Raw genomic sequence first — 23,896 nt, 5'->3', positions numbered from 1 at the left:
CAGTGTCTTTTAAGGAGCTGATTTACAACCAAAGCCTCTGGATCGCCGCGCTTTGCTCGCGATGACGATTTTTTAAGTTTCGCTGCCACCCATTTGGCTGCCGGTCTTGCGTACTGTATTTTTTCAGCAGTTACATTCGTAATGTCCCGGACAGTCGCGCACCTCCATGGGAATGACGGATTGTCTTGGAGGGCGACTATTCACACTCTCCCTTGCCCCGTGCGATTATCGCAGTCCCCAAAAAAATTTGCCCACAGCGGTAGGGTATGTATTCTGTGGCACGTTTATTCATTGTGGCACTGTCAGTTTCAGCAGCGTATTTATGGCAAAACCCAATAATGTGATCGATTTGTCCGGCCATCGCCAACAGGCCAGACGGCGGCTTCTCAATAAATTGTTTGAGGAGCACGGCGGGCCTTTGCGGTCTTTTCTGGCGGGCCGGCTGGGGTCGAGGGCCGATCTGGACGATGTGGTGCAGGATGTGTTCGTGCGCCTGGCGCGCCTGTCCGATCTCAGCGACAAGGTACTCAACAACAAAGGGAGTTGCCGTGCTTACCTGTTTACCATCGGCAACAACCTGGCTGTGGATTTAAAACGTAAAAACCAGGTGCGCAAGCTGTATGTGGATGTGCATCAGGGCCTGAAAAGCGAGCAGAGCAAACAGCAATCCCCGGAGACCATTATCGCTGCCCGTCAGGACCTGGAAGTGGTGAAGCAGGCCATTGCCAAAATGCCTGCGGCATGGCGGCGGGTATTCCTGCTCAGTCGGGTAGAGCTACTCAGCTACCGGCAAATTGCCGAACAATTGAATGTGTCCGTTAAACAAATCGAGAAATATATGTCCAAAGCACTGAAGTGTGTCAGGGATGAAATTCAAAAATCCCATCAAAATGGAGATGGCAGTGACTAAGAAATCCAATACAGACCTGGCTGACGACCTGGCCAAATTGTTCTCTGACCAGCTTTCCGAGCAGGACGCAGAGCGCATTGGCCGTACCCTGGATACGGGCGATCGTTACCCGGAAGAAGATATGGCCGTGATGGTAGAGGCCTTGCAGGACCTGCCGGATCTGGCAACAGACAAGGACATACAAAAATACCTGAAAGAACGCCCTCGCTCTCAAAAGCCGTGGCAAAAATTCAGCACGGCGGTGGCGGCAATTATGGTGATTGCAGTGGTTGCCTGGCAGTTTCTATGGCCAGAGCCACTGCCTGAAAAATCCCACATACTGCGCTATGTCACCGGTATTGGCGAGCAAAAAACCGTGAATCTCAAGGATGGTTCCAAGCTGACGCTGAATACAGCAACCCAAGTGTTGGTGGATTTTAACCACAATCGCCGCCGCATCATAATGGACAGGGGCGAAGCTTTCTTTGCTGTGGCAAAAGACCCCGCGCGGCCATTCACCGTGGAACTGGATGGCCGTGCAGTCACCGCCCTGGGCACCCAATTTAATATTCGCAAACAACCGGACAAGTTCACCCTGGCACTGGTTGAGGGCCAGGTGGCCATACATAAAAGTAGCGACAGTGTATCCGGTGACATTCAATCACTGGCGGATCAAGCCGATGGCAATTTACTGGAACTCAATATCCCCGGCCAGCAGCGGGTAGAAGCAGGCTGGGTGGTGGACTGCCACTTGAATAGCCATCAATTAACAGCCCAAAAAGTGGCAGATATATCCAGACTGAGTGGCTGGACCAGTGGCTTTCTGGAATTTTATGAAAAGCCCCTGGTTTACGTGGTGAATGAATTAAACCGCTATTCCGGCAAGAAAATTCTGATTACCGACAGCTCAATCATGGACCTGGAAGTGTACGCCGGTATTCGTATTGATCAATTGGACCAGGCATTAAAAGGCCTGGAAAAAACCTTGCCGATCGAGATTGTCAGCGATTTCGATACCATCCTGATCACAGGTTCATCCGAATAATAGGACATATTTTTTACCTGCCCGGTAGGGTGTTGTTCAGATGGTACGTGTAGTTAGTGAATCGACTTTTTAGAGCCGGTTATATCAGCTACACAAATATCAAGAGGTGGGTAGAAATGAATTTTTCAAACAAAAAGCACAACACAAATCGTCTGGCACGAAGCATTGCGTCCGCATTGCTGCTGGCGGCATCCGGGAATCTGCTGGCGGAAGATAAAGCGTTTTCCGTCGATATTGAGCCGCAAAAGGCGGGTCCGGCACTGTTACAGCTGTCCCGTGCGTCCGGTGTGCAGATAATAGTATCCAAAGAAATTGGCACTGAAGTCAGTCTGTTGGGAGTTGAGGGCGAGCACAGCGTGGAAAGCGCTTTGGACACTATGCTCAAAGGCAAGGGCCTGACCTACAGCTATGCGTCTGACAATACCGTTGTTGTTGAAAGGGAGGAGGCTCCCTCGTCAAAAAAGGATCAGGAGGAAGCCGATGAAGAGGTGGTAATTACGGGCACCCTGATTCGCAATGCAAACCCCACCTCTCAGACAATCACATTCGGCCGGGAGGACTTCCAACGACTGGGTGTCACAACTGTAGAAGATCTGTTGCGTTCCCTGCCGCAAAATAACTCCCAGTTTAACTCGGAATTTACTCGTAACGCCCCACAAAATGATGTTCAGGTTGGTTTTGATGAGCCCCAGGCGGCTAACGGTTTTATTGGCAATGGTGGCGCCAGTTTACGGGGCCTTGGTCCATCAGGCACGTTGATTCTGGTTAACGGCCGCCGCACCAGTGGTTCACCGCTAGGTACGAGCGGGTCATTTACAAACCTCAGCACCCTGGCTTTGGGATCGGTAGAACGAGTTGAAATTCTGCTGGATGGCGCCTCCGCCATTTACGGTGCCGATGCGGTGGCTGGTGTTATCAATATTATTACCCGCAAGGATTATGTGGGTGCAGAAACCTCTGTGCGCTACGACAACGGACTTAATGGTGGCAACCAGTATCGCCTGCAACAAACACTGGGTTTTGGCTGGGACGGTGGTAATTTCCTGGCGACCCTGAGCCGCCAGGAAATTCAGCCGGTCAGCCAGGCTGCGGCCGACTTTACAACCCTGGATTTTACCTCTCGTGGCGGTAGTGATTTCAGAGGTACTGTTGTCGCTATCCCGACTTCTCCGGGTAATGTCTTTGGTCTGGACGCAAATGGATTCCCTGATTCTGACCTTTTGCTTGGCTCACTGCCGGCGGGCGACTCAGGCGAAAATGCAGGTGATCGTTTAAGTGATTTTACGGTGGAAAACGCTTTGCAAAATGCCGATGCGTCTTTTATAAGTCGCCAGTTTACAGCAGATACGGTCAACGAGTCTGTTTCCATTAGTGTTACTCAGGACGTTGGGGTTGCTGAGTTATTTCTGGATGCATCCTGGAATCGCTCAGATAACAAAGCAAATGACAGTATTCCATCCATTACATCCATTAATTTTACTATTGATGAAAACAATCCGAACAATCCATTTATGGAAGATGTTTTTGTCAGCTATCTACTGACTGAAGAACTGGCACAAGGGTTGGTTCAAGCTGAGACAACAGAAGGTGAACAGCAACGCACCGATGTGAATCTCGGGTTTAAACTGGACTTGCCTGGTGGCTGGAAACTGGATACCTCCATAGGTCGGTCTGAAGAAACAACTGATAATCTTCAATTACAATACACAGTCCAAGAGAACCTCTTTGGAGCTGAAGACAGCCCGCAACGTGCTCTCAGGAATGGGCTTCTCGATCGTATTAGAAATGAACTCAATCCGTTTGGCGCAGGTTCTCTGATTGGGGAAATTACCCGGGAAGAGTTCGACAACCTTCTTTTCGATGTACTACCGAATGCACCGGAGGCCAATCAGTATACCTTTCGAAGTGTAGCGGATGGTGTGCTGTTCTCTCTGCCTGGTGGACAAGTGAGATTGGCGGCCGGTGTAGATTGGCGTGAGTCGGAACTCGATTTTGCGAATGACCCGAATCGGATTAGCCTGCTTACTGGCTTGGCCCCGGAGCCGATCGCTGATGTCAAAGAGGAAGTGAGAGAAGTGTTTGCAGAACTTTCCCTGCCTTTGGTGGGTGTCGATAATCGTTTGCCGGGTGTGGAAGCACTGACCGTTAGCCTGGCGGCACGATACTCCGATTACGATCTGCCCGATGCTGATACTGGCGCGGGCGCCGAATACAGCAATACCAGCCCACGATTTGGCCTCAGGTGGAGCATATTCGAAGATTTAACCGTGACCGCAAACTGGGGGGAATCTTTCCGGGCACCGGCGGCCGGTGAAATAACTGCGGCAAACGGGTTTTTCGGAGCTTTCCCGGAGTTTTTTCTTCCGGATGGCGAGAGTACTGTGGGTGGGACCTTTAACTTCTTCTTTGGCGGTAATCCCAACCTGGAGCCAGAGGTGTCCGAAACCTTGAATGCGGGTTTTAATTGGACCCCCAGCTTTTTGGACGGCTTTTATCTGGAAAGCTACTACAATGTCATTGACACCGAAGGCTTTATTGTCAATGTAAACCTGCGTACTCCTGGTGCTTTTCAATCGACTGCTGTACAAAGGGATGCGGAGGGAAACATTGTTTCCTTTACACAAGGCCCCGCCAACCTTGAACAGTTCAAGCAGCGCAGCATCGATGTAAATACAGGCTACAGCTTTGATACCGAATACGGTCTTTTTTCGGCTGATTTCAGGGGGTCTTACACCAAACAGCTGCAGCAGTCATCCATTCTCCCTGACGGTCCGGTATCGGACTTTCGTGGTACAGAGCGCGCCCCCTCTAACTGGGTGGCTCGGGCTGATTTCGGCTGGAGAACACCTGGTTATGGTGTGAACTTGATCGCCAATTATCACAGTGGCTTTAACTTCACCAGAAACCTCGATTTAACTGGAGATGATATCCAGAGGGTTGAGCACTATACCACCTACGATGTCACCGGCTACTACAACCTGCCAGACAGTGGTTGGCGGTTTTTGGGGGGTGCCCGGGATATAACCCACACTCCTCCTCCGTTTGTTAACAATCCATTTTCACCCTTTGACTTGAGCCGGGTAAGGTCGCGAGGACGGGTGTTATTCGTGGAGGCAATTAAAACATTTGATTTGTAATCCATGCCAACCAGCAAACGGGGAAGGTGGTAAAACACCTTCCCCGTTTTTAATTTTTATGAGGGAATTCAGGATGACTTTGTGTCCATTGGCAAAGGCCTTTGCGTTGGCCCTGCTGTTAATCCATTGGCCGCTACAGGCCGATGTCGATACTGGCAGCCGCGAAGATGCGATAAGGGCCATTGAAAATATGTACCGGGCCACGGAGCGCAATCAGGAAAAAATTCGCCGGGCCATTGCCGATCGCAACGCCGGTAAAATCACTGACCAGGAATACCGCGCCGGGCGCAGTGAGCGGCGCTGGCCGGATTACCAATCCATATTTGATCAGGTGATTCCGGTGTACCGGCAAAATCCGGCGGATGACCATGCCATCACTGCCATGACCTATATGCTCAAAAAACTGCCAGCCGTATACAACCGTGATCAGGCTAACGAGAAGGCGTTTGCGCGGCGCGTGGAAATTGCCGACCTGCTGCTGAAATTCCACGTCAACCGCCCCGGTATTTGGGAATCCATGCGTTATCTCGGCCTGCCCGATGCCATAAAGTTCGACTACTTTCAGCAGTACTACAGCCACAGTAACAACCCCAACACTCGTGTTCAGGCGGCCCTGGCAGTGGTGCAGTACTTTGTTCGGCAGACCACGGAGTTGGCGCTACCCCGGGAAGAGCGCAAGCGCTACCGGGAAAAGGCGAATATGTTGCTGGCTGAGGTAAAGGGCCAGATTGGTGAGGAGGCTGTGGATGACCTGAAGCGAGTAGATAATCTGCTCGCACAATTGGGCAGTGTGGTTGGTCAACCGTTGGCGGGGATCAACACGGTTAACCTGAATGGTGATGCCGACTCACTCAGTAATTACCGGGGCAAGGTGGTTTTGATCGACCTGTGGGCCACCTGGTGCTCACCCTGTAAAGAGGCCATTCCCGCCCTGCGGGAGATAACAGAAGAATTGGTCGGGCGGCCCTTTCAAATGGTTTCCGCCAGCGTGGATGACGAGGCGCAAACCGTTGTGGGCTATATTGAAGAAGAACAGGCCATGCCCTGGGTGCACTGGCATCTGGGGCCGGAACAGCAGCAGATCAGCGGTATCACCCACTACCCTACCTACCTGATTGTGGATGAACAGGGTATTTTGCGGGCCAAGCTGGTGGGCAATAATTCCGAGCACCGCATCCGTGAGGAATTGCTGCGTTTGGTGGCGTTGGCAGAAGGAGATTAAAAAGCGGATTATTTGTAAACACGCGTCATTGCGAGGGCTACAGGCCCGCGGCAATCTCCATCCTGTGTCGCTTTACTTGCAAAGTCCTCTGCTACACGGATCGAGATCGCCGCGCTGCGCTCGCGATGACGGACTATAAGCCAGCCAATGTGTCGCAATGACGAGTGTTTGTTAAAAATCCCCCCACTGAAATTGCAATAAGCTGATCGCCGCCAGCGGTGCCGTTTCGGTGCGCAGCACGCGTGGCCCAAGGGCCAGGTTGTCAAAACCCGCGTCCTGGCACTTGGCAATTTCCATTTCCGATAAGCCACCTTCCGGCCCTATGGCCAGGGCCACGGATTCGGGTTTATGGGCATAGTCCCGCAAGGCATTATCGCTGCGGTGATGAAGTACAAACTTTTGCGCTGCCTCTGTGCCTGCCAGCCATTGTTGTAAAGAGGCGGGGTTGTGGACAACTGGCACCCGATTCAGCTGGCACTGTTCGCAGGCGCTGATGGCTATTTGCTGCCAGTGGCGCAATTTCTTCTCGGCACGATCGCCTTTCAGTTTGACCTCGGTGCGCTCGGTATAGAGTGGTGTGATTTCGCGGACGCCAAGCTCGGCGGCTTTTTGTACCACCGTATCAAAGCGGTCACCGCGAGACAGGCCGATACCCAGGTGTATGGCCAGCGGCGAAGCGCGGTCGATTTGTGTAAAGCCATCGATGCGCGCCAGCGCCTGCTTTTTATCCACTGCCACCAACGTAGCGGAATACTCGCCGCCAGTGCCGTTAAACAAAACCACTTGCGCGCCGGATTCGGCGCGCAGCACGGTAATCAGATGGCGAGTGGCTTGCGGGCCAAGAGAAACTTCGTTGCCAACCGCTAACGGTTGGTCGAGGTAAAGTCGGGAGATACGCATGCAGTGGACAGTCGTCAGAAAACAGAGAACAGCAGTGTAGGCGGTCTTCTGTCTTCTGTCTTCTGTCAACTGTCACCTGACATGCTTGCCGCCGTCCCAGCCGCCGGAAGTGAGCACTCGCTCGCCCATGGCTTTGGGGGATTCTTCCAGATCGGTGGCCATGGAATCGTTCCAGCGGTTGAGGAAGCCGTACAGGGCGATGGCGCCGAGGATGTGCACAATTTGCTTCTCGCTCCAGTGTTCCTTCATGCGGTCCATCAACCCCTGGTCCACGTTGTTGGGTACCGAGCCGGCGGCCAGGGCAAAGTCCAGCGCCACGCGCTCGGCATCGGAGTAGTGTTCACTGGTTTGGTAGTCCCACAGGGCGTCGATTTTTTCCTGGGGAATGCCGTGAATCTGCGCCGCCACCAGGGAGTGAGCTTCGCAGTACTGGCAGCCAGCGGCGCGGCTGCAAAAGTGCGCCAGCATGCGCATAAAGCCCAGGTCGACGCCGCCTTCCGAGGTCATCACCGCTTTGGTCAGTACGCCAAAACCTTTCACCATGTCCGGGCTGCGCTGCATGGTCAGCAGGCTGTTGGGTACAAAGCCGAGAATCTCGACAAAAATCTGAAAGTCGTCCGCCAGTTCCGGGTGAGTGTCGACGGGCAGGGGTTGCATATGAGCCATGAGGCGTCCTCGTAAAAGTTGAGTTAATACGAGGAGATTGCCGCGTCGCTGCGCTCCCCGCAATGACGGGGAGTGGGAAAAGGTGTAAGGGGTGGTTTACAGAGTGCAGATTAGGACTTGGTGTGGTGCCAATAGCGGGCGGCTGCACGTCGCACGTCTGATGCTAAAAACACCCGAACCCGTCATTCTGAGCGTGAGCGAAGAATCTCATGGCCGGATAGTTGTGAGATCCTTCGCTTGCGCTCAGGATGACGAAGCCTCGTTGGGTTTAGCGTGCGACGTGCGACGTCAGACGTGCGACCAGAAATTACGAAGCCGAATCTTCCAGCAGGCCAAGATTCTCAATAATCTGCCGCGTCGGTTCCACCTGATTCATGGTGTAAAAGTGAAAGCCCGGCACGCCGCCGTCGATCAATTGTTCGCACAGGCTGGTGACCACATCCAGGCCAAAGCTGCGAATACTTTCCTTGTCTTCGTTGCAGTTTTCCAGACCTTTGCGAATCCAGCGGGGGATGTCGGCGCCGCAGGCATCGGAGAAGCGCACCAGATTCTGGTAGTTGGTGATGGGCATAATGCCGGGGTAAATGGGCTGGTGAATGCCCGCCTTGTCGCACTCCTCGGCAAAGTAGAAGTAGGCATCCGCGTGGTAGAAGTATTGGGTAATGCCAAAGTTAGCACCGGCGTCGAATTTGCGCTTCAGGTATTCGATATCTGCACGGTAGCTGGGTGCCTGGGGGTGAATTTCCGGGTAGCAGGCCACGGCGATTTTGAACTGGTCGCCAAAGTGCTTGCGTACGAAGGCCACCAGTTCGGCGGCGTACACCACCGAGGGTGCGCCCATGCCAGAGGGCAAATCGCCGCGCAGGGCTACCAAACGGGTTACCCCGGCATTTTTGTAGTCGCTGAGCAGTGCGTGAATGGTGTCTTCGCTGTCGCTACCAAACGACAGGTGCGGGGCAATGTCGTAACCCTCGTCGCGCATTTCCAGCACCACAGTTTTGGTGTTGTCGCGGGTGGAGCCGCCAGCGCCGTAGGTGCAGGAAAAGTAGTGAGCGTTGAGTTTATTCAGCTCGGCGCGCACGGTTTTTAATTTTTCCCGCCCCTCGGGGGTTTTGGGGGGGAAGAATTCGAAGCTGATGTTTAGAGTGGTGGTCATAGGTCGTCCGTAGTGAAGATGTGCGTCATCGTTTTAAACGAGTTGTTTTGGTCGCACGTCTGACGTCGCATGTCGCACGCAATACCAGCGAGGCTTCGTCATCCTGAGCGTCAGCGAAGGATCTCGCAACTATTCGGGCATAAGATTCTTCGCTCACGCTCAGAATGACGGGTTCGGGTGCTTTTAGCGTGCGACGTCAGACGTGCGGCCTCTCAATCAATAACGATACGCTTCCGGCTTGTACGGCCCTTCAACCGGCACGCCAATATAGTCTGCCTGCACATCGGTCATTTTGGTAATCACGCCGCCAAAACCGGCCACCATATCCGCAGCGACTTCTTCGTCCAGCTTCTTGGGTAGCACTTCCACTTTCAGCAGTTGCGCTTTGCGTTCGTCGCTTTGGTGGGCGTATTTCAGTTCCCACAGGTGCATCTGCGCCAGTACCTGATTGGCGAAGGAGCCGTCCATAATGCGCGATGGGTGGCCGGTGGCGTTGCCCAGGTTGACCAGGCGGCCTTCGGAGAGCAGGATCAAATGGTCGTTGCTGGCGCGGTCGCGGTAGATTTTGTGCACTTGTGGTTTGACTTCATCCCACTCGTAGTTGTCGCGCATAAAGGCGGTGTCGATCTCGTTGTCGAAGTGGCCGATATTGGACACAACGCAGCCGCTTTTCAGGTGGGCCAGCATGTCCGCATTGCACACATTGACGTTGCCGGTGGTGGTTACCACCAGATCGGTGTTGCCCAGCAGCCCGGTATTGACGCCCTGGCTCTGGTCGCCATTCACAAATGGCGATACCACTTCAAAGCCGTCCATGCAGGCTTGCATGGCGCAGATTGGGTCTATTTCGGCCACCCGCACAATCATTCCTTCCTGGCACAGGGATTGGGCAGAGCCCTTGCCCACATCGCCGTAGCCGATGACCAGGGCTTTTTTGCCCGCCAGCAGGTGATCGGTGCCGCGCTTGATGGCATCGTTAAGGCTGTGGCGGCAGCCGTATTTGTTGTCGTTCTTGGATTTGGTGACCGAGTCGTTAACGTTAATGGCCGGAACTTTCAACTCGCCGTTGGCCAGCATGTCGTACAGGCGGTGTACGCCGGTGGTGGTTTCTTCGGTAATGCCGTGTACGTTGTCCAGCACCTGCGGGTATTTTTCGTGCAGCATGGCGGTCAGGTCGCCGCCGTCATCCAGCACCATATTGGCGCCCCAGGGCTGGCCGTCTTTGAGAATCTGCTGCTCCAGGCACCAGTCGTACTCCTCCTCGGTTTCGCCCTTCCAGGCAAATACCGGGGTGCCGTTGGCAGCCACCGCAGCGGCGGCGTGATCCTGGGTGGAGAAGATATTGCACGATGTCCAGCGCACCTCCGCACCCAGTGTTTCCAGAGTCTGAATCAGCACGGCGGTCTGGATGGTCATGTGAATGCAGCCGAGGATTTTCGCCCCCTCAAGTGGTTGCTGCCCCGCGTACTTGGTTCGCAATGCCATCAATGCCGGCATCTCGGTTTCGGCAATGGCGATTTCTTTTTGCCCCCAGTCGGCCAGGGAGATATCTGCTACTTTGTAGTCAGTCATTTCTTGTGCTCCGCGTGTTTGACGTTGGATGTTCGACGTTTGACGAAAGGCCAGGTGCACGGTCCAACGATCTCAGTTTGTTAATCAATTTGGTGGTTTTGGCAAAAATTCGATCAGTCTTTTGTAGCAGCCAATCAATTTCTTTGGCATACCCAAGGTTGGCGGATATATGAAGTTGCGTTTCAACTTCGGCAACCGAACCGCGGGCGATTAGCAAAAACCGTATAAATTCTCTGTTACTTTCCCGAGCACGTCCTTCAGCTATATTCGAAGGAATGCTCACAGCTGCTCGCCTCAATTGGGCGAGCAGGCCGAACTTTTCGTGTTCCGGATAGGAGCCTGTAACCAGGTAGATATCAGTTACCAGCTCCATTGCATCCTGCCAGATATGTAATTTTTCGTATTCTCTCATTTAACCCTCCCTGGTCAGGGTTTGGCACCTCGTCAAACGTCGAACATCCAACGTCAAACGGATTACAACGCAGCTTTGAGAGCCTCCGCTTTATCCATCCGCTCCCACGTAAACTCCGCACCGTCCCGTCCAAAGTGCCCATAGGCCGCCGTTGGTTGGTAAATGGGGCGTTTCAGGTCGAGCATGTCGACGATACCTTTGGGGCGCAGGTCGAAGTGGTCGCGCACCAGGGCTTCGATCTGTTCTTCCGGCAGTTTGTTGGTGCCAAAGGTGTTAATGCTGATGGAGGTGGGTTCTGCCACGCCGATGGCGTAGGACACCTGAATTTCGCAGCGCTCGGCCAAGCCAGCGGCGACGATGTTTTTGGCCACGTAGCGACCGGCGTAGGCGGCGGAGCGGTCCACTTTGGACGGGTCTTTGCCGGAGAAAGCGCCGCCGCCGTGACGGGCCATGCCGCCGTAGGTGTCGACGATAATCTTGCGCCCGGTCAGGCCGCAGTCGCCCACCGGACCGCCGATAATAAACTGGCCGGTGGGATTGATGTGGTAGCGGGTGTCGGCGTGCAGCAGGTCAGCGGGCAGGCAGGGCTTGATGATTTCTTCCATCACCGCTTCGCGAATGTCATTTTGCGATACGTCCGGGTTGTGTTGGGTAGACAGCACAACCGCATCCACCGCGCAGGGCTTGCCGGTTTCGTCGTAACGCATGGTCACCTGGCTTTTGGCGTCCGGGCGCAGCCAGGGCAGTGCACCTTGCTTGCGCAGCTGGGCCTGGCGCTCAACCAGGCGGTGCGAGTAGTAAATGGGGGCTGGCATCAGGGCATCGGTTTCGGTGGTGGCGTAGCCAAACATCAGGCCCTGGTCGCCAGCGCCCTGATCCTTGTCATCGCCCTCGTCCACGCCCATGGCAATGTCGTGCGACTGCTTGCCAATGGCGTTGAGCACCGCACAGCTGGCGCCGTCGAAGCCCACATCGCTGGAGTTGTAGCCAATGTTGAGTACCACGTCGCGAACCACTTCTTCCAGGTCCACGTAGGTGGAGGTGCGCACCTCACCGGCAATGACCACCATGCCGGTTTTGACCATGGTCTCTACCGCCACCCGGGATTCCGGGTCGTCTTTGAGCATGGCATCGAGAATGGCGTCAGAAATCTGATCCGCCATTTTGTCCGGGTGACCTTCGGAGACGGACTCCGAGGTGAATACACTGTAATTACTCATGTTTTGCTTCTCGCCTTTTGTAGTAATTGGGTGGCACGGTGCCATTGTTCCGAAGGTCGCACGCTAAAACCCTCAGGCTCATAAACTACGTGTTGTTTCCTGCAAATCCGGTGGTGCTTGCTGGTTGCGTTGATATTGAAGTTGGCACCAAAAAAGCGTGCGACGTCAGACGTGCGACGTGCGACCAGTTTTTGCGAAGTGCCTCAACTGCACCTTAAATCCATTCTTCAACGCGAGGTACTGACTCTGCCCCTCGCCCAAGCCGGCTTGCCTGGCCCACTCGGTTAAATCTTCCGGTTCAAAACCCAGCCACTGGTCGCCACAGGCTTCCTTGGCCCAGCTCTGGTCGTGGCGGCACAGTTCGGTCACCAACAGGTGCCCGCCGGGGTTTAACAGCTCCCCCAAGTCGCTGAACACCTGGGCCGGAGAGGGGGTGTGGTGCAGCACCATATTGATGGTGATGCAATCCGCTCGCAGACCTTCCTGAACCGCCGTGCCGGTATCGCTGTGGAAAAAATCCACATTGACAAGCCCTTGCCTGTGAGCCAACTGCCGGGATTTTTCCAACATCTCGCTGGACAATTCCAGCGCGGTCAGGCGCTCAAAGCGCTGGCTTAATGCCTCCAGCAGCTCGCCTTCCCCAGGGCCAACTTCAATGGCGTTCGCCGCAGATGGCGGCACAATGGCCGTTAAAAAGCCAATAATCGCCTCGCCATAGTCTTTGAAGCTGGCGATCAAATCCTGATGTTTGCGAAAGCGGTTGGCATTGCGCTGAAAAAAATCCCGCGATGCCGCCACCCGCGCCGCCTGTACCGCTTCAATGCCCACCAATAGCTCTGGCCGCAACGGTAATTGGTCGGCGGTGACAAACAGCTCGCGCAACAAACCACTGAACCGCCCGGCAGCAGAAGCGCGCCGGTAAAACACTGTATTGCCCTCTTTGCGGGTAGTCACCAAACCGGCGCTGGCCAGCACTTTAAGCTGGTAGCTCAGGGCCGGCTGGCGCAGGGCCAGAATTTGGCACAACTCCAGCACCCCGTAAGAGTCCCGCTGCAAAACCCGCAAAATCTCCAACCGCAAACCATCACCGGCGGCCTTCAGTATGGCGGCCAGAGTATCTGTGGCTGGGAGTGAATCCTTGCTCATGGCGGGGCATGCTAGCAAAATAGAAGACCTATATCAAAATAATTTGATATAGATTGCGGTATTTTTATACATATCCAACACAACATGCATAAAAAAATGATTTATCTATGCATGTTTGCTTGTATTTATATAGAATCAGAGGGAATTTTTATATATTGGCGAGTGGATGTTATGTCTTATACCGTTGGTTCTTTACCAATACCCAACGAATCTGAGTTGGAAACTCGCCGGGTACTAAAGCAGGTGTCGCGGGCCACTCGTTATCTGGCGGAGCTAAAAGGGGCAGCCAAAGCGATTCCCAATGAGGGTATCTTGATCGATACCCTGACATTGCAAGAGGCGAAAGACAGTTCCGAGGTAGAGAATATCGTTACCACCCATGACGAATTGTATAAGGCCAACCTGTTTACGGGTTATTCCAGCCCAGCCACCAAAGAGGTGCAAAATTACAGCGCGGCCTTGAAGAAAGGCTTTGATCGAGCGCGGCAAAGTGGGTTGATTCGCTTGGCCGATATTCTCGATATCCAGCAAACCCTGGAAGGAAACCGCGCCGGGTTGCGCAAGTTGCCGGGTACCGAGCTGAAGAACCTGAATACAGGAGAAGTGGTTTATACCCCGCCCCAACAGGCCGCCGATGTGGAGCGGTTGATCGAAAACCTGGTGCACTATCTGAACGATGACGAGCTGTCGCCAGTGGAGCCGTTGGTCAAGATGGCAATTATTCACTTCCAGTTTGAAAGCATTCACCCATTTTACGATGGTAACGGGCGTACGGGCCGCATTCTGAATATCCTTTACCTGGTGGCAAAAGATTTGTTGGAACTCCCCATTCTCTACCTGGGCCGGTACATTACTCAAAACAAGGCCGCTTATTATCAGGGGTTGCAAGGCGTCAGGGACAATGGTGACTGGGAGCCCTGGTTACTCTATATGCTGCAAGGGGTGGAGCAAACGGCAAAGCACTCGATTGGCCAAATCGACCAGATCAAGCAACTGATGCAGGCTTATAAAGTGGCCATACGCACCCGCTTGCCAAAAATGTACAGTCAGGACTTGCTTAACAATCTGTTCCGTCACCCTTACACAAAAATCGATTTTGTGGTCAGGGATTTGCGTGTGACCAGAGTCACCGCCACCAAATATCTGGAACAATTGGTGATGGAAGGTTTGCTGATAAAGGAAAAAGTAGGGCGCAATAATTACTACATCAACCGCCCTTTGTGCGATATTTTTATGTGACTTCATTGCTGCCCCATAAACATATGATGAAGCCTCACTGAGGTTAGAGCTGCCAAGTGCTACCTTTCAAACGCTGGCTCTGGACATGAATCGGGAACCACTTGCTGTGACACGCTGTGAATACGTCCATGTACGCTCGGATGCAGCATCCATGCTGCATACGGTCACAGCAAGTGGTTCCCGATTCATGTCTTCAGGGTTGTGGGACAGCAATGAGGTTGCGTTTAATAATACGCGAGACCTGACAGGCCAAAAACGCAACCGCCTGTTTATGTTTGATCGTTATGTGACGCTGTTTTTGGAGCGAGAAAGTTGATTTGGTCAATGTTGAAGGTGCTACCACTTTAACGACCTGGATTCTGAGCATGTAAAGGATTTGGAGGAAATAAAGTCAAACTATCCAGGTCGTGATATTCAAATATATACGAGCGATGCAAATAAATTTGTGCCGAGATTTTGCAAAGGCTTGAATGATAATGACAGGGCAATTCTGTTTCTCGACCCTTACAGCACCCAGTTGGATTGGGATATGAGGTGATTGCTTTGGCCAGACGCATAACCCCGGTTTACGCCACACCCCATATAGGGGAAAATAGCGCCCTTTCTGACACCCTCCGAGGAACCCCCCCAATGCCGACTCGTCGCGATCTTGCCAATGCCGTGCGCGCCCTCAGTATGGATGCCGTGCAACAAGCCAATTCCGGTCACCCCGGCGCCCCCATGGGCATGGCAGATATTGCCGAAGTGCTGTGGAACGATTTTTACCAGCACAACCCCGCCAACCCGGAATGGGCAGATCGCGACCGCTTTGTGCTGTCCAACGGCCACGGCTCCATGCTGCACTACTCGCTGCTGCATCTGGCGGGTTATGAGTTGCCGATTGAGGAGTTGAAAAACTTCCGTCAAATGGGCTCCAAAACCCCCGGCCACCCGGAATACGGTTATGCGCCGGGCATTGAAACCACCACCGGGCCACTGGGCCAGGGCATTACCAACGGTGTGGGTATGGCGCTGGCGGAAAAGGTGTTGGCGGGGCAGTTCAACCGCGACGGTCATAATATTGTCGACCACAACACCTACGTATTCCTGGGTGATGGTTGCCTGATGGAAGGTATTTCCCACGAGGCTTGCTCGCTGGCGGGTACATTGGGCTTGGGCAAGCTGATTGCCTTTTGGGACGACAACGGCATTTCTATCGACGGCGAGGTCGAAGGTTGGTTTAGCGACGATACCCCGGCCCGCTTCCGCGCCTACGGCTGGCAGGTGATTGAGGCGGTAGACGGCCACGACAGTAGCGCTATCAAGGCGGCGGTTGAAGCGGCCCGCGCCGAAACCGGCAAGCCCACACTGATTTGCTGCAAAACCATTATCGGTTTTGGCTCCCCCAATAAGCAGGGCAAAGAAGACTGCCACGGTGCGCCCCTGGGGACAGACGAAATTCAACTGGCTCGCGAAACTCTGGGCTGGAACCACGGCCCATTCGAGATTCCCTCTGACGTATACGCCGGTTGGGACGCCAAAGAAAAAGGTGCCGCTGCCGAGAGCGACTGGAATGCCCGCTTCGACGCCTACCGCGCCGCCCACCCGCAGCTGGCCGCGGAATTTGAGCGCCGCATGAAGGGTGACCTGCCCGCTGACTTTGGCGAAAAGGCCGCTGCTTATATTGCCGAATGTCAGGCCCAAGGGGATTCCATTGCCTCTCGCAAGGCCTCGCAAAACTGCCTGAACGCCTACGGCCCGCTGTTGCCGGAGCTGATTGGTGGCTCCGCTGATCTGGCGGGTTCCAACCTCACCATCTGGTCCGGCTCCAAAGCGGTATCGGCGGACGATGCCGCCGGCAATTACATTTACTACGGCGTGCGCGAATTTGGCATGTCCGCCATGATGAATGGCATAGCGCTGCACGGTGGCTTTATCAACTACGGCGCTACCTTCCTGGTGTTTATGGAGTACGCCCGTAACGCCGTGCGCATGGCGGCGTTGATGAAGCAGCAGAGCATTTTCGTCTACACCCACGATTCCATTGGCCTGGGGGAAGACGGCCCCACCCACCAGCCGATCGAGCAAATCGCCAACCTGCGCACCACCCCCAATATGCACTGCTGGCGACCCTGTGATGCGGTGGAATCCGCCGTTGCCTGGAAGTCCGCCATTGAACGCAAAGGCGGCCCCAGTGCGTTGATCTTCAGTCGCCAGGGTTTGCCCCATCAAGCCCGCGATGCCGCCCAGCTGAGTGATGTGGCTCGCGGTGCCTACACCCTGCTGGATTGCGATGGCACGCCAGATGCCATTCTGATTGCCACCGGTTCCGAAGTGGGTATTGCGGTAGAGGCTGCCGCCAAACTGACCGAAGCCGGCCGCAAGGTGCGCGTGGTGTCCATGCCCTGCGCGGAAGTGTTTGCGGCCCAGGGTGCGGATTACCGCGAATCTGTGCTGCCCGCCGCCGTCACCTGCCGGGTTGCTGTTGAGGCCGCTCACGGGGACTACTGGCACAAGTGGGTCGGTTTGGGCGGCAAAATTATTGGCATGAACAGCTTTGGCGAATCCGCCCCCGCCGGGGAATTGTTCAAGCACTTTGGCTTTACCGCTGAGAATGTGGTGGAGACGGTAGAGAGTTTGGTTTAACGAACTCCGTCATCGCGAGCGCAGCGCGGCGATCTTTTCCAGTGTGGCAGTGACTTGATGGAGATTGCCGCGTCGCCTTTAAGAAAGGCTCCTCGCAATGACGGAATTGGGGGCTTGGGGAGAACAACTTGCGCATAGCCATTAACGGTTTTGGCCGCATCGGTCGCTCGGTGCTGCGGGCGCTCTACGAGAGCAATGCCTGCAGCGAGCTTGACGTGGTAGCCATCAACGAGCTGGCGGACTGCAAAACCGTGGGCCACCTGCTGCGCTACGACTCCACTCACGGGCGCTTTCGGGGTGAGGTGTCGGTGGCGGATGATGTGCTGACCGTCAACGGCGATGCCATTCGTATCTTCCACCATGAAAACATCAACCAGTTGCCCTGGGCAGAAATGGACATCGACCTGGTGCTGGAATGCACCGGCAGTTTTGACGACCGCGCCACCGCCGAACAGCACCTGGCCCAAGGCGCCGGGCGGGTGTTGTTCTCCCAACCCGCTCGCCCGGAGGTGGACGCCACCATCGTTTACGGCGTTAACCAACAGCTGCTGCAAAAAGACTTTACCGTAGTGTCCGGCGCCTCCTGCACCACCAATTGCGTGGTGCCGGTGATCAAAGCGTTGCAAGATGCGGTGGGGGTGGAGCACGGGGTGATCACCACCATTCACTCCGCCATGAATGACCAGCCGCTGATCGACGCTTACCACCACACAGATTTGCGCAAAACCCGCTCTGCCGTACAGTCCATTATCCCGGTAGATACCGGCCTGGCCCGGGGTATCGACCGGGTAATGCCCGAGCTGACGGGGCGCTTTGAGGCCCAGGCCATGCGTGTGCCCACGGTGAATGTGTCGGCCATCGACCTGTCCATACAGCTGGCCGGAGACGTAGACGCACAAGCCGTAAACCGCATTTTGCGCGAGGCAGCCGCCAGCCGCTTTGACGGCGTGCTGGGCTATACTGAAGAACCCCTGGCTTCCTGCGATTTCAACCACGACTCCCGCTCCGGCATTGTCGATGCCGGCCAGACCCGGGTCAGCGGTCAGCGCCTGGCGAAAGTGCTGATCTGGTTTGATAACGAGTGGGGATACGCCAATCGCTTGCTGGATGTGGTGCGGTGTTGGGGAACAAAGATTTGATTGTTTGACGTTAGAGGTTCGACGTTTGACGAAAGCACCGTAGCCAAATTCGTCGAACGTCCAACATCGAACGTCTAACGGATAACGAAGAGAGCAAAAATGACCGTAAAACTAATGATAAATCTGGATCTTGCCGGCAAACGCGTATTGATTCGCGAAGATCTCAACGTGCCGGTAAAAGGCGGCAAAGTCACCTCCGATGCTCGCATTCGTGCGGCATTGCCCACCATTGAGCACGCCCTGAATGCCGGTGCCAAAGTGATGCTGATGTCCCATCTGGGGCGGCCAACGGAAGGGCAGTTTGAAGAACAGTTTTCCCTGGCGCCGGTGGCGGCACACCTGGGTGGCCTGCTGGGTCGCAACGTGCCTGTGATCGCCGATTGGCAGGGGGGGGCTGATCTGTCAGATGATGATTTGGTGTTGCTGGAAAATGTGCGCTTTAACGTTGGCGAAAAGAAAGACGATGAAGCCCTGGCCAAAGCCTACGCCGCCCTCTGCGACGTCTATGTGATGGACGCCTTTGGCACCGCTCACCGCGCCCAGGCGTCAACCCACGGAGTGGCCAAATTTGCACCTGTGGCCTGTGCCGGCCCGCTGCTGGCCGGTGAGTTGGACGCCCTGGCCAAAGCCCTGCATCAGCCCGCCGAGCCGGTGGTGGCCATTGTTGGCGGCTCCAAGGTGTCCACCAAGTTGACCGTACTGGAAGCCCTGTCGGAAAAGGTGGATCAGCTGATTGTTGGCGGTGGTATTGCCAATACTTTTCTGGCGGCAGCGGGTCACCCGGTGGGTAAATCCCTGTGCGAGCAAGACTTGATTCCCGCTGCCCGGGCTTTGGCAGAAAAGGTCAGCATTCCCCTGCCCAGCGATGTGGTGGTGGGGCAGCAATTTTCCGAAAGCGCTGAAGCCACTCTGAAGGCCGCAGCGGATGTGGCCGAAGACGATATGATCTTCGATATTGGCCCGCAAACCGCCGCCGCTTTTGCGGATATTCTGGCCAACGCCGGCACTATTATCTGGAACGGTCCGGTGGGGGTTTTTGAATTCGACCAATTCGGCGAAGGCACCAAGGCCCTGTCGCTGGCCATTGCTGATAACCAGGGCTTCTCCATCGCCGGTGGCGGCGATACCCTGGCAGCGGTAGATAAATACGGCATTGCCGATAAAGTGTCCTATATTTCTACAGGTGGCGGTGCTTTTCTGGAGTTTGTGGAAGGCAAAGTGTTGCCAGCGGTGGCAATGCTGGAGCAACGAGTTCAAGAATAACTGGACGCACGTCGCACGTCTGACGTGCGACCAAAGCAAGCTGGCAATAGAGACAAAATTAAACGATTAACCAAGGAACACAATCATGGCCCTAATCTCCCTACGCCAACTACTGGATCACGCCGCCGAGCACGACTACGGCGTACCGGCATTTAACGTCAATAACCTGGAACAAATGCGCGCTATTATGGAGGCGGCGGACAAAACCGACTCGCCGGTGATCGTGCAGGCCTCTGCCGGTGCGCGCAAATACGCCGGCGCGCCCTTTCTGCGTCACCTGATTTTGGCGGCTATTGAGGAATTTCCCCATATTCCGGTGTGCATGCACCAGGACCACGGCACCTCCCCTTCCGTGTGTCAGCGTTCCATTCAGTTGGGCTTTAGCTCGGTGATGATGGACGGCTCTTTGGAGGCGGACGGCAAAACTCCTTCCAGCTACGAATACAACGTGGACGTGACCAGGCGCACAGTGGAAATGGCCCACGCCTGTGGCGTGTCTGTAGAAGGCGAGCTGGGCTGCCTGGGTTCACTGGAAACCGGTGAAGCTGGTGAAGAAGATGGTGTTGGTGCCGAAGGCAAACTGAGTCACGACCAACTGCTGACGGACCCGGAAGAAGCCGCAGACTTTGTTAAAAAGACCGGCGTCGACGCCCTGGCCATCGCCTGTGGCACCAGCCACGGCGCCTACAAATTCACCCGCCCGCCCACTGGCGATATTCTCGCCATCGATCGCATCAAAGAAATTCACGCCCGTATCCCCAACACCCATCTGGTAATGCATGGCTCATCTTCTGTACCCCAGGAATGGCTGGCGGTTATCAACGAATTTGGCGGTGAAATTCCCGAAACCTACGGCGTGCCAGTGGAGCAAATTTGCGAAGGCATCAAACACGGTGTGCGCAAGGTCAATATCGACACCGACCTGCGCCTGGCCTCCACCGGTGCGGTAAGACGTTTTCTGGCGGAAAACCCCTCCCAATTCGACCCGCGCAAATTCCTCGCTGTTACCACCAAGGCCATGACCGAAATCTGCCTGGCCCGCTACGAAGCCTTTGGAACCGCCGGCTATGCCAGCAAAATTACCCCCATCAGTCTGGAGAACATGTTTCAGCGTTATGAGGCGGGGGAGTTGGAACAGCAGGTGAATTAAACCGCATTTGTGCTGATTACCACAGTCATTGGCTTTGGCGCGGTGTAGGTGGTGACCACCGCGCTGCGCTCAATGACAGATAAAACAACGTTGTACCCTATTGGCCCATGCGCAAAATTCATCTAACAGGCGCTGACTTTGACCTCATCCGCAGTCAGTTGCCACCGCTTACTTTCCGTTTGAGCAGTGATTCGGCACCTGTGCGGCCGTTGCTGCAAGAGTTTCTGCGGCAGTACACATTCCCGGCTCAAGAGGCTCTGCGGGTGGGGCGGGTGGATGTGGATGGTCGCGCTATCTGCGTGTACTACTGGCTGCCGGAACACTGTCGGGGCACCACATTCCTGGTGCACGGTTATTTCGATCATGTGGGGTTGTACGGGCATTTGGTGGAACACTTGTTGTCTCGCGGGCAGGCGGTGGTGGCGTTTGATTTGCCTGGCCATGGGCTGTCCGATGGCGAGCCGCTGGCGATTGACAGTTTTGGCAGTTATCAGCGAGTGTTGCAACAATTGCTGAACGCCTGCCAGCATTTCCCCAAACCCTTTCACGCCGTTGGCCAGAGTACCGGCGGGGCAGTATTGCTGGGGTTGTTGCAGCAATTGCATTCAGAGGGGGTGAGCACAGCGCCATTTGAGCGCACCTATCTTCTGGCGCCCCTGGTGCGCCCTTGGCAATGGCGCAGAAAACTGCTCAAATTTTGGTTGTTGCGCTGGTTGGTCAGCCGTGCCCCCAGGGAGTTTGCCGTCAACTCTCACGACCGTGGTTTTGTCGCTTTTTTGGAACGAGGGGAGCCCTTGCAGCAGCGGCATATTCCACTCAGCTGGGTGCGCGCCATGGTGCAGTGGGGTGCGGATTTTACCAATGCCGCCCCTTGCCCCTGGGCGCTGACGGTGATTCAGGGGGATTGTGATACAACGGTTGATGGCCCTTACAACACCCGGCAAATTCAGCAGCAGTTTCCACAGGCAGATATTCAGGCGGTCGAAGGTGCCATGCACCATATGGTGAACGAGCGCGAGGATATCCGCGCCCGTATTCTGCAACGTATTGACCTGTAACCCCTTTAGCGGATGTGGTAACAGGGCTTGTATTCACCACTGAGTTTCATACGTCGCTGCTGCACAAATTCTTTCAGCAATTTGCTCATCTCATCCATAATTTGCGGGTCGCCATTGATTTGGTAGGGGCCGTGGCGCTCGATCTGTTCGATGCCATAGGCTTTCACATTGCCCGCGACAATGCCGGAAAACGCCCGCCGCAGCTCCGCTGCCAGTTGTTCTACCGGTTGGTCGGAGTGCAAATTCAGGGCGGACATGTTGGCGTGGCTGGGTTCAAAGGGTTCCTGTAATTGCCAGTGTATGTGGGTCTGCCAGTCAAAGTAGTAGGCCAGTTGATGCTTGCGACGATAGCGGTGAACCCGTTCGATACCCCGCTTGACCGTGCGGGCTACCTGCTCCGGGTCGTCGATAATAATCTGGTAACAGCGGCTGGCCTCCTCACCCAGGGTGTTGCGCACAAAGCGGTCCAGGCTGTCGAAGTAGGCGCGGCTGCATTCGGGGCCGGTGAGGATAAACGGCAGGGGAATATCGCGATTGTCCGGGTGCAGGCGAATGGCGATCAGGTAAAGAATTTCTTCCGTGGTACCGGCGCCGCCGGGGAATACCACAATGGCATGGGCGAGGCGCACAAAGGCCTCCAGGCGCTTCTCGATATCCGGCAGAATCATCAGTTCATTGACGATAGGGTTGGGCGATTCCGAGGCAATGATGCCCGGCTCGGAAATGCCGATATAGCGGCCGTTGTGTATCTGTTGTTTGGCGTGGCCAATGGTGGCGCCTTTCATGGGGCCTTTCATGGCACCGAGGCCACAACCGGTGGCGATGTTTATGTCGCGCAGCCCCAACTGGTAGCCCACCAGTTTGGAATAGTCGTACTCCCGCCGACTGATGGCGTGGCCGCCCCAGCACACGGTCAGGTTTGGTGCGGTGTTGGATGGCAGGGCGTCGGCGTTGCGGGCAATGCGAAACACAATATCGGTGATGGCTTCCGCACTGTCTGGCGGTGTTTTCGACAGCAGTTTGGTGTGTGTAAACACAATGTCCCGCAGGGCGGCAAACAAATGCTCCTGAATGCCGCGAATCATCTTGCCATCCACAAATGCCGAGGCGGGGGCGTTGACCACCCGCAACTTCAGGCCGCGGGAGGAGGGCTCCACGGTGATGTCAAAATCGCGATAAGCCGCCAGCATTTCTGTCGCATCGTCTATTTCGCTGTCGGTATTAAGCACCGCCAGGGCGCACTGGCGAAATTGCTGTAACACCTCTGCCTGGGTGTTGAGCAATTCGGAAATTTCCCGGTGTGAGAGCAATTCCAGACTTTTGCTGGGGCGCACGCTGGCTTGTTTGATGGTTTCCATACGGCGACCTATGGTGCTTTTTGTCATTCTGAGCGCAGCGAAGAATCTCTTTGTTTGGTCAATGTATGAGACCCTTCGCTGCGCTCAGGGTGACATCAACGGTTAAACTTTTTCTTCAATGCGGCGGCGACCACCGGGTGCACAAAAGCGCTGATATCCCCGCCCAGGGAGCCGATTTCCCGCACCAGAGAAGATGATATGTAGGAGTGCTTTTCCGCCGGTGTCAGGAAGATGCTCTCGGCATCGGTAGACAGGGCGCGGTTCATATTGGCGAGCTGGAATTCGTATTCAAAGTCCGATACTGCGCGCAGCCCGCGCAATACCGCCTGGGCGCCGCACTGGTGCAAAAAGTCCACCATCAGGCAGTTAAAACCTTTCACTTCCACTTTGTCGCCCAGATGAGCCAGCGCCTGTTGCGCCAGGCCAATGCGCTCGTCCAGTGTGAACAGCGGGCTTTTGCTTTCGCTGCTGGCGATGGCAACAACCGTGTGGTCGAACAGCCGGGTGGCCCGCTCCACCAAATCCACATGGCCATTGGTGATAGGGTCGAAAGTGCCGGGATAGATGATTTTTTTCATAGTTATTTTTAATGTTTGTCATCCTGAGGAGTCCGAAGGGCGACGTGAGTATCTCAGAGTTTGCAAGTTGTGAGACCCTCACGGCCACAGTGTGGCCTCAGGATGACGATGAATGGGTTTA

Annotated in this window: 19 protein-coding genes; 10 read left to right on the top strand and 9 right to left on the bottom strand. The window is 55.1% G+C overall.

What is annotated here, in order from left to right:
* Positions 1 to 322: 322 nt before the first annotated feature.
* From ACVBEJ_RS06860 to ACVBEJ_RS06845, 4 genes are all read left to right on the top strand, one after another.
* Positions 323 to 910: an RNA polymerase sigma factor gene (locus ACVBEJ_RS06860; protein ID WP_447128874.1), complete on the top strand. Its 588-nt coding sequence runs from the start codon at positions 323 to 325 to the stop codon at positions 908 to 910.
* Positions 903 to 1,934 (top strand): FecR family protein, encoded by a 1,032-nt coding sequence (locus ACVBEJ_RS06855; protein ID WP_447128873.1) that lies wholly within the window; start codon positions 903 to 905, stop codon positions 1,932 to 1,934. Before ACVBEJ_RS06860 ends, ACVBEJ_RS06855 begins: the two co-directional genes overlap by 8 nt.
* 56 nt (positions 1,935 to 1,990) lie before the next feature.
* Positions 1,991 to 5,071, top strand: coding sequence for a TonB-dependent receptor domain-containing protein (locus tag ACVBEJ_RS06850; RefSeq protein ID WP_447128872.1), 3,081 nt, complete (start codon positions 1,991 to 1,993; stop codon positions 5,069 to 5,071).
* Positions 5,072 to 5,144: 73 nt separating this feature from the next.
* The gene (locus tag ACVBEJ_RS06845; RefSeq protein WP_447128871.1) at positions 5,145 to 6,293 is read left to right on the top strand and encodes a TlpA family protein disulfide reductase; all 1,149 of its coding nucleotides are present in this window, start codon (positions 5,145 to 5,147) and stop codon (positions 6,291 to 6,293) included.
* A gap of 171 nt (positions 6,294 to 6,464) precedes the next feature.
* On the opposite strand, the gene ACVBEJ_RS06840 is transcribed toward ACVBEJ_RS06845, so the two are convergent.
* The 7 genes from ACVBEJ_RS06840 to ACVBEJ_RS06810 form a co-directional block, all read right to left on the bottom strand.
* Complete coding sequence (locus ACVBEJ_RS06840; RefSeq protein WP_447128870.1) at positions 6,465 to 7,193, bottom strand: 16S rRNA (uracil(1498)-N(3))-methyltransferase; 729 nt, start codon at positions 7,191 to 7,193, stop codon at positions 6,465 to 6,467.
* A gap of 72 nt (positions 7,194 to 7,265) precedes the next feature.
* A complete protein-coding gene (locus ACVBEJ_RS06835; RefSeq protein WP_447128869.1) occupies positions 7,266 to 7,859 on the bottom strand; it encodes a carboxymuconolactone decarboxylase family protein in 594 nt (197 codons plus the stop codon).
* A 307-nt stretch (positions 7,860 to 8,166) separates the two neighbouring features.
* Positions 8,167 to 9,015 carry a methylenetetrahydrofolate reductase [NAD(P)H] gene (gene metF / locus ACVBEJ_RS06830; protein WP_447128868.1) on the bottom strand — a complete coding sequence of 283 codons (849 nt, stop codon included), beginning with the start codon at positions 9,013 to 9,015 and terminating at the stop codon, positions 8,167 to 8,169.
* A gap of 216 nt (positions 9,016 to 9,231) precedes the next feature.
* Positions 9,232 to 10,587 (bottom strand): adenosylhomocysteinase, encoded by a 1,356-nt coding sequence (gene ahcY, locus ACVBEJ_RS06825; protein ID WP_447128867.1) that lies wholly within the window; start codon positions 10,585 to 10,587, stop codon positions 9,232 to 9,234.
* Positions 10,580 to 10,999, bottom strand: coding sequence for a four helix bundle protein (locus ACVBEJ_RS06820; protein ID WP_447128866.1), 420 nt, complete (start codon positions 10,997 to 10,999; stop codon positions 10,580 to 10,582). The genes ahcY and ACVBEJ_RS06820 overlap by 8 nt, the downstream gene beginning before the upstream one ends.
* 62 nt (positions 11,000 to 11,061) lie before the next feature.
* A complete protein-coding gene (gene metK / locus ACVBEJ_RS06815) occupies positions 11,062 to 12,219 on the bottom strand; it encodes a methionine adenosyltransferase (RefSeq protein WP_447128865.1) in 1,158 nt (385 codons plus the stop codon).
* A gap of 165 nt (positions 12,220 to 12,384) precedes the next feature.
* Positions 12,385 to 13,365, bottom strand: coding sequence for a metalloregulator ArsR/SmtB family transcription factor (locus ACVBEJ_RS06810; protein WP_447128864.1), 981 nt, complete (start codon positions 13,363 to 13,365; stop codon positions 12,385 to 12,387).
* Positions 13,366 to 13,536: 171 nt separating this feature from the next.
* Here ACVBEJ_RS06810 and ACVBEJ_RS06805 point away from each other — a divergent pair, with 171 nt between their 5' ends.
* The 6 genes from ACVBEJ_RS06805 to ACVBEJ_RS06780 all read left to right on the top strand — a co-directional run bounded on the left by ACVBEJ_RS06805 (position 13,537) and on the right by ACVBEJ_RS06780 (position 21,839).
* Entirely contained in the window at positions 13,537 to 14,604 is a 1,068-nt protein-coding gene (locus tag ACVBEJ_RS06805) for a Fic family protein (protein ID WP_447128863.1), read from the top strand.
* Between the two features lie 630 nt (positions 14,605 to 15,234).
* Positions 15,235 to 17,229, top strand: a complete 1,995-nt coding sequence (tkt, locus tag ACVBEJ_RS06800) for a transketolase (protein ID WP_447128862.1) — start codon at positions 15,235 to 15,237, stop codon at positions 17,227 to 17,229.
* Positions 17,230 to 17,357: 128 nt separating this feature from the next.
* A complete protein-coding gene (gene gap, locus ACVBEJ_RS06795) occupies positions 17,358 to 18,368 on the top strand; it encodes a type I glyceraldehyde-3-phosphate dehydrogenase (RefSeq protein WP_447128861.1) in 1,011 nt (336 codons plus the stop codon).
* Positions 18,369 to 18,467: 99 nt separating this feature from the next.
* The gene (locus ACVBEJ_RS06790) at positions 18,468 to 19,631 is read left to right on the top strand and encodes a phosphoglycerate kinase (RefSeq protein ID WP_447128860.1); all 1,164 of its coding nucleotides are present in this window, start codon (positions 18,468 to 18,470) and stop codon (positions 19,629 to 19,631) included.
* 85 nt (positions 19,632 to 19,716) lie between these two features.
* The gene (fba, locus tag ACVBEJ_RS06785) at positions 19,717 to 20,781 is read left to right on the top strand and encodes a class II fructose-bisphosphate aldolase (protein WP_447128859.1); all 1,065 of its coding nucleotides are present in this window, start codon (positions 19,717 to 19,719) and stop codon (positions 20,779 to 20,781) included.
* A gap of 107 nt (positions 20,782 to 20,888) precedes the next feature.
* Entirely contained in the window at positions 20,889 to 21,839 is a 951-nt protein-coding gene (locus ACVBEJ_RS06780; RefSeq protein WP_447128858.1) for an alpha/beta hydrolase, read from the top strand.
* Between the two features lie 5 nt (positions 21,840 to 21,844).
* Here ACVBEJ_RS06780 and ppnN read toward each other — a convergent pair whose 3' ends face one another.
* Positions 21,845 to 23,224 carry a nucleotide 5'-monophosphate nucleosidase PpnN gene (gene ppnN, locus ACVBEJ_RS06775; RefSeq protein WP_447128857.1) on the bottom strand — a complete coding sequence of 460 codons (1,380 nt, stop codon included), beginning with the start codon at positions 23,222 to 23,224 and terminating at the stop codon, positions 21,845 to 21,847.
* Positions 23,225 to 23,292: 68 nt separating this feature from the next.
* Positions 23,293 to 23,775, bottom strand: a complete 483-nt coding sequence (gene coaD / locus ACVBEJ_RS06770) for a pantetheine-phosphate adenylyltransferase (protein ID WP_447128856.1) — start codon at positions 23,773 to 23,775, stop codon at positions 23,293 to 23,295.
* Between the last annotated feature and the right edge of the window lie 121 nt (positions 23,776 to 23,896).

This window comes from Porticoccus sp. GXU_MW_L64 (assembly GCF_052983295.1).
This window is presented reverse-complemented; position numbering and strand designations above follow the sequence as displayed.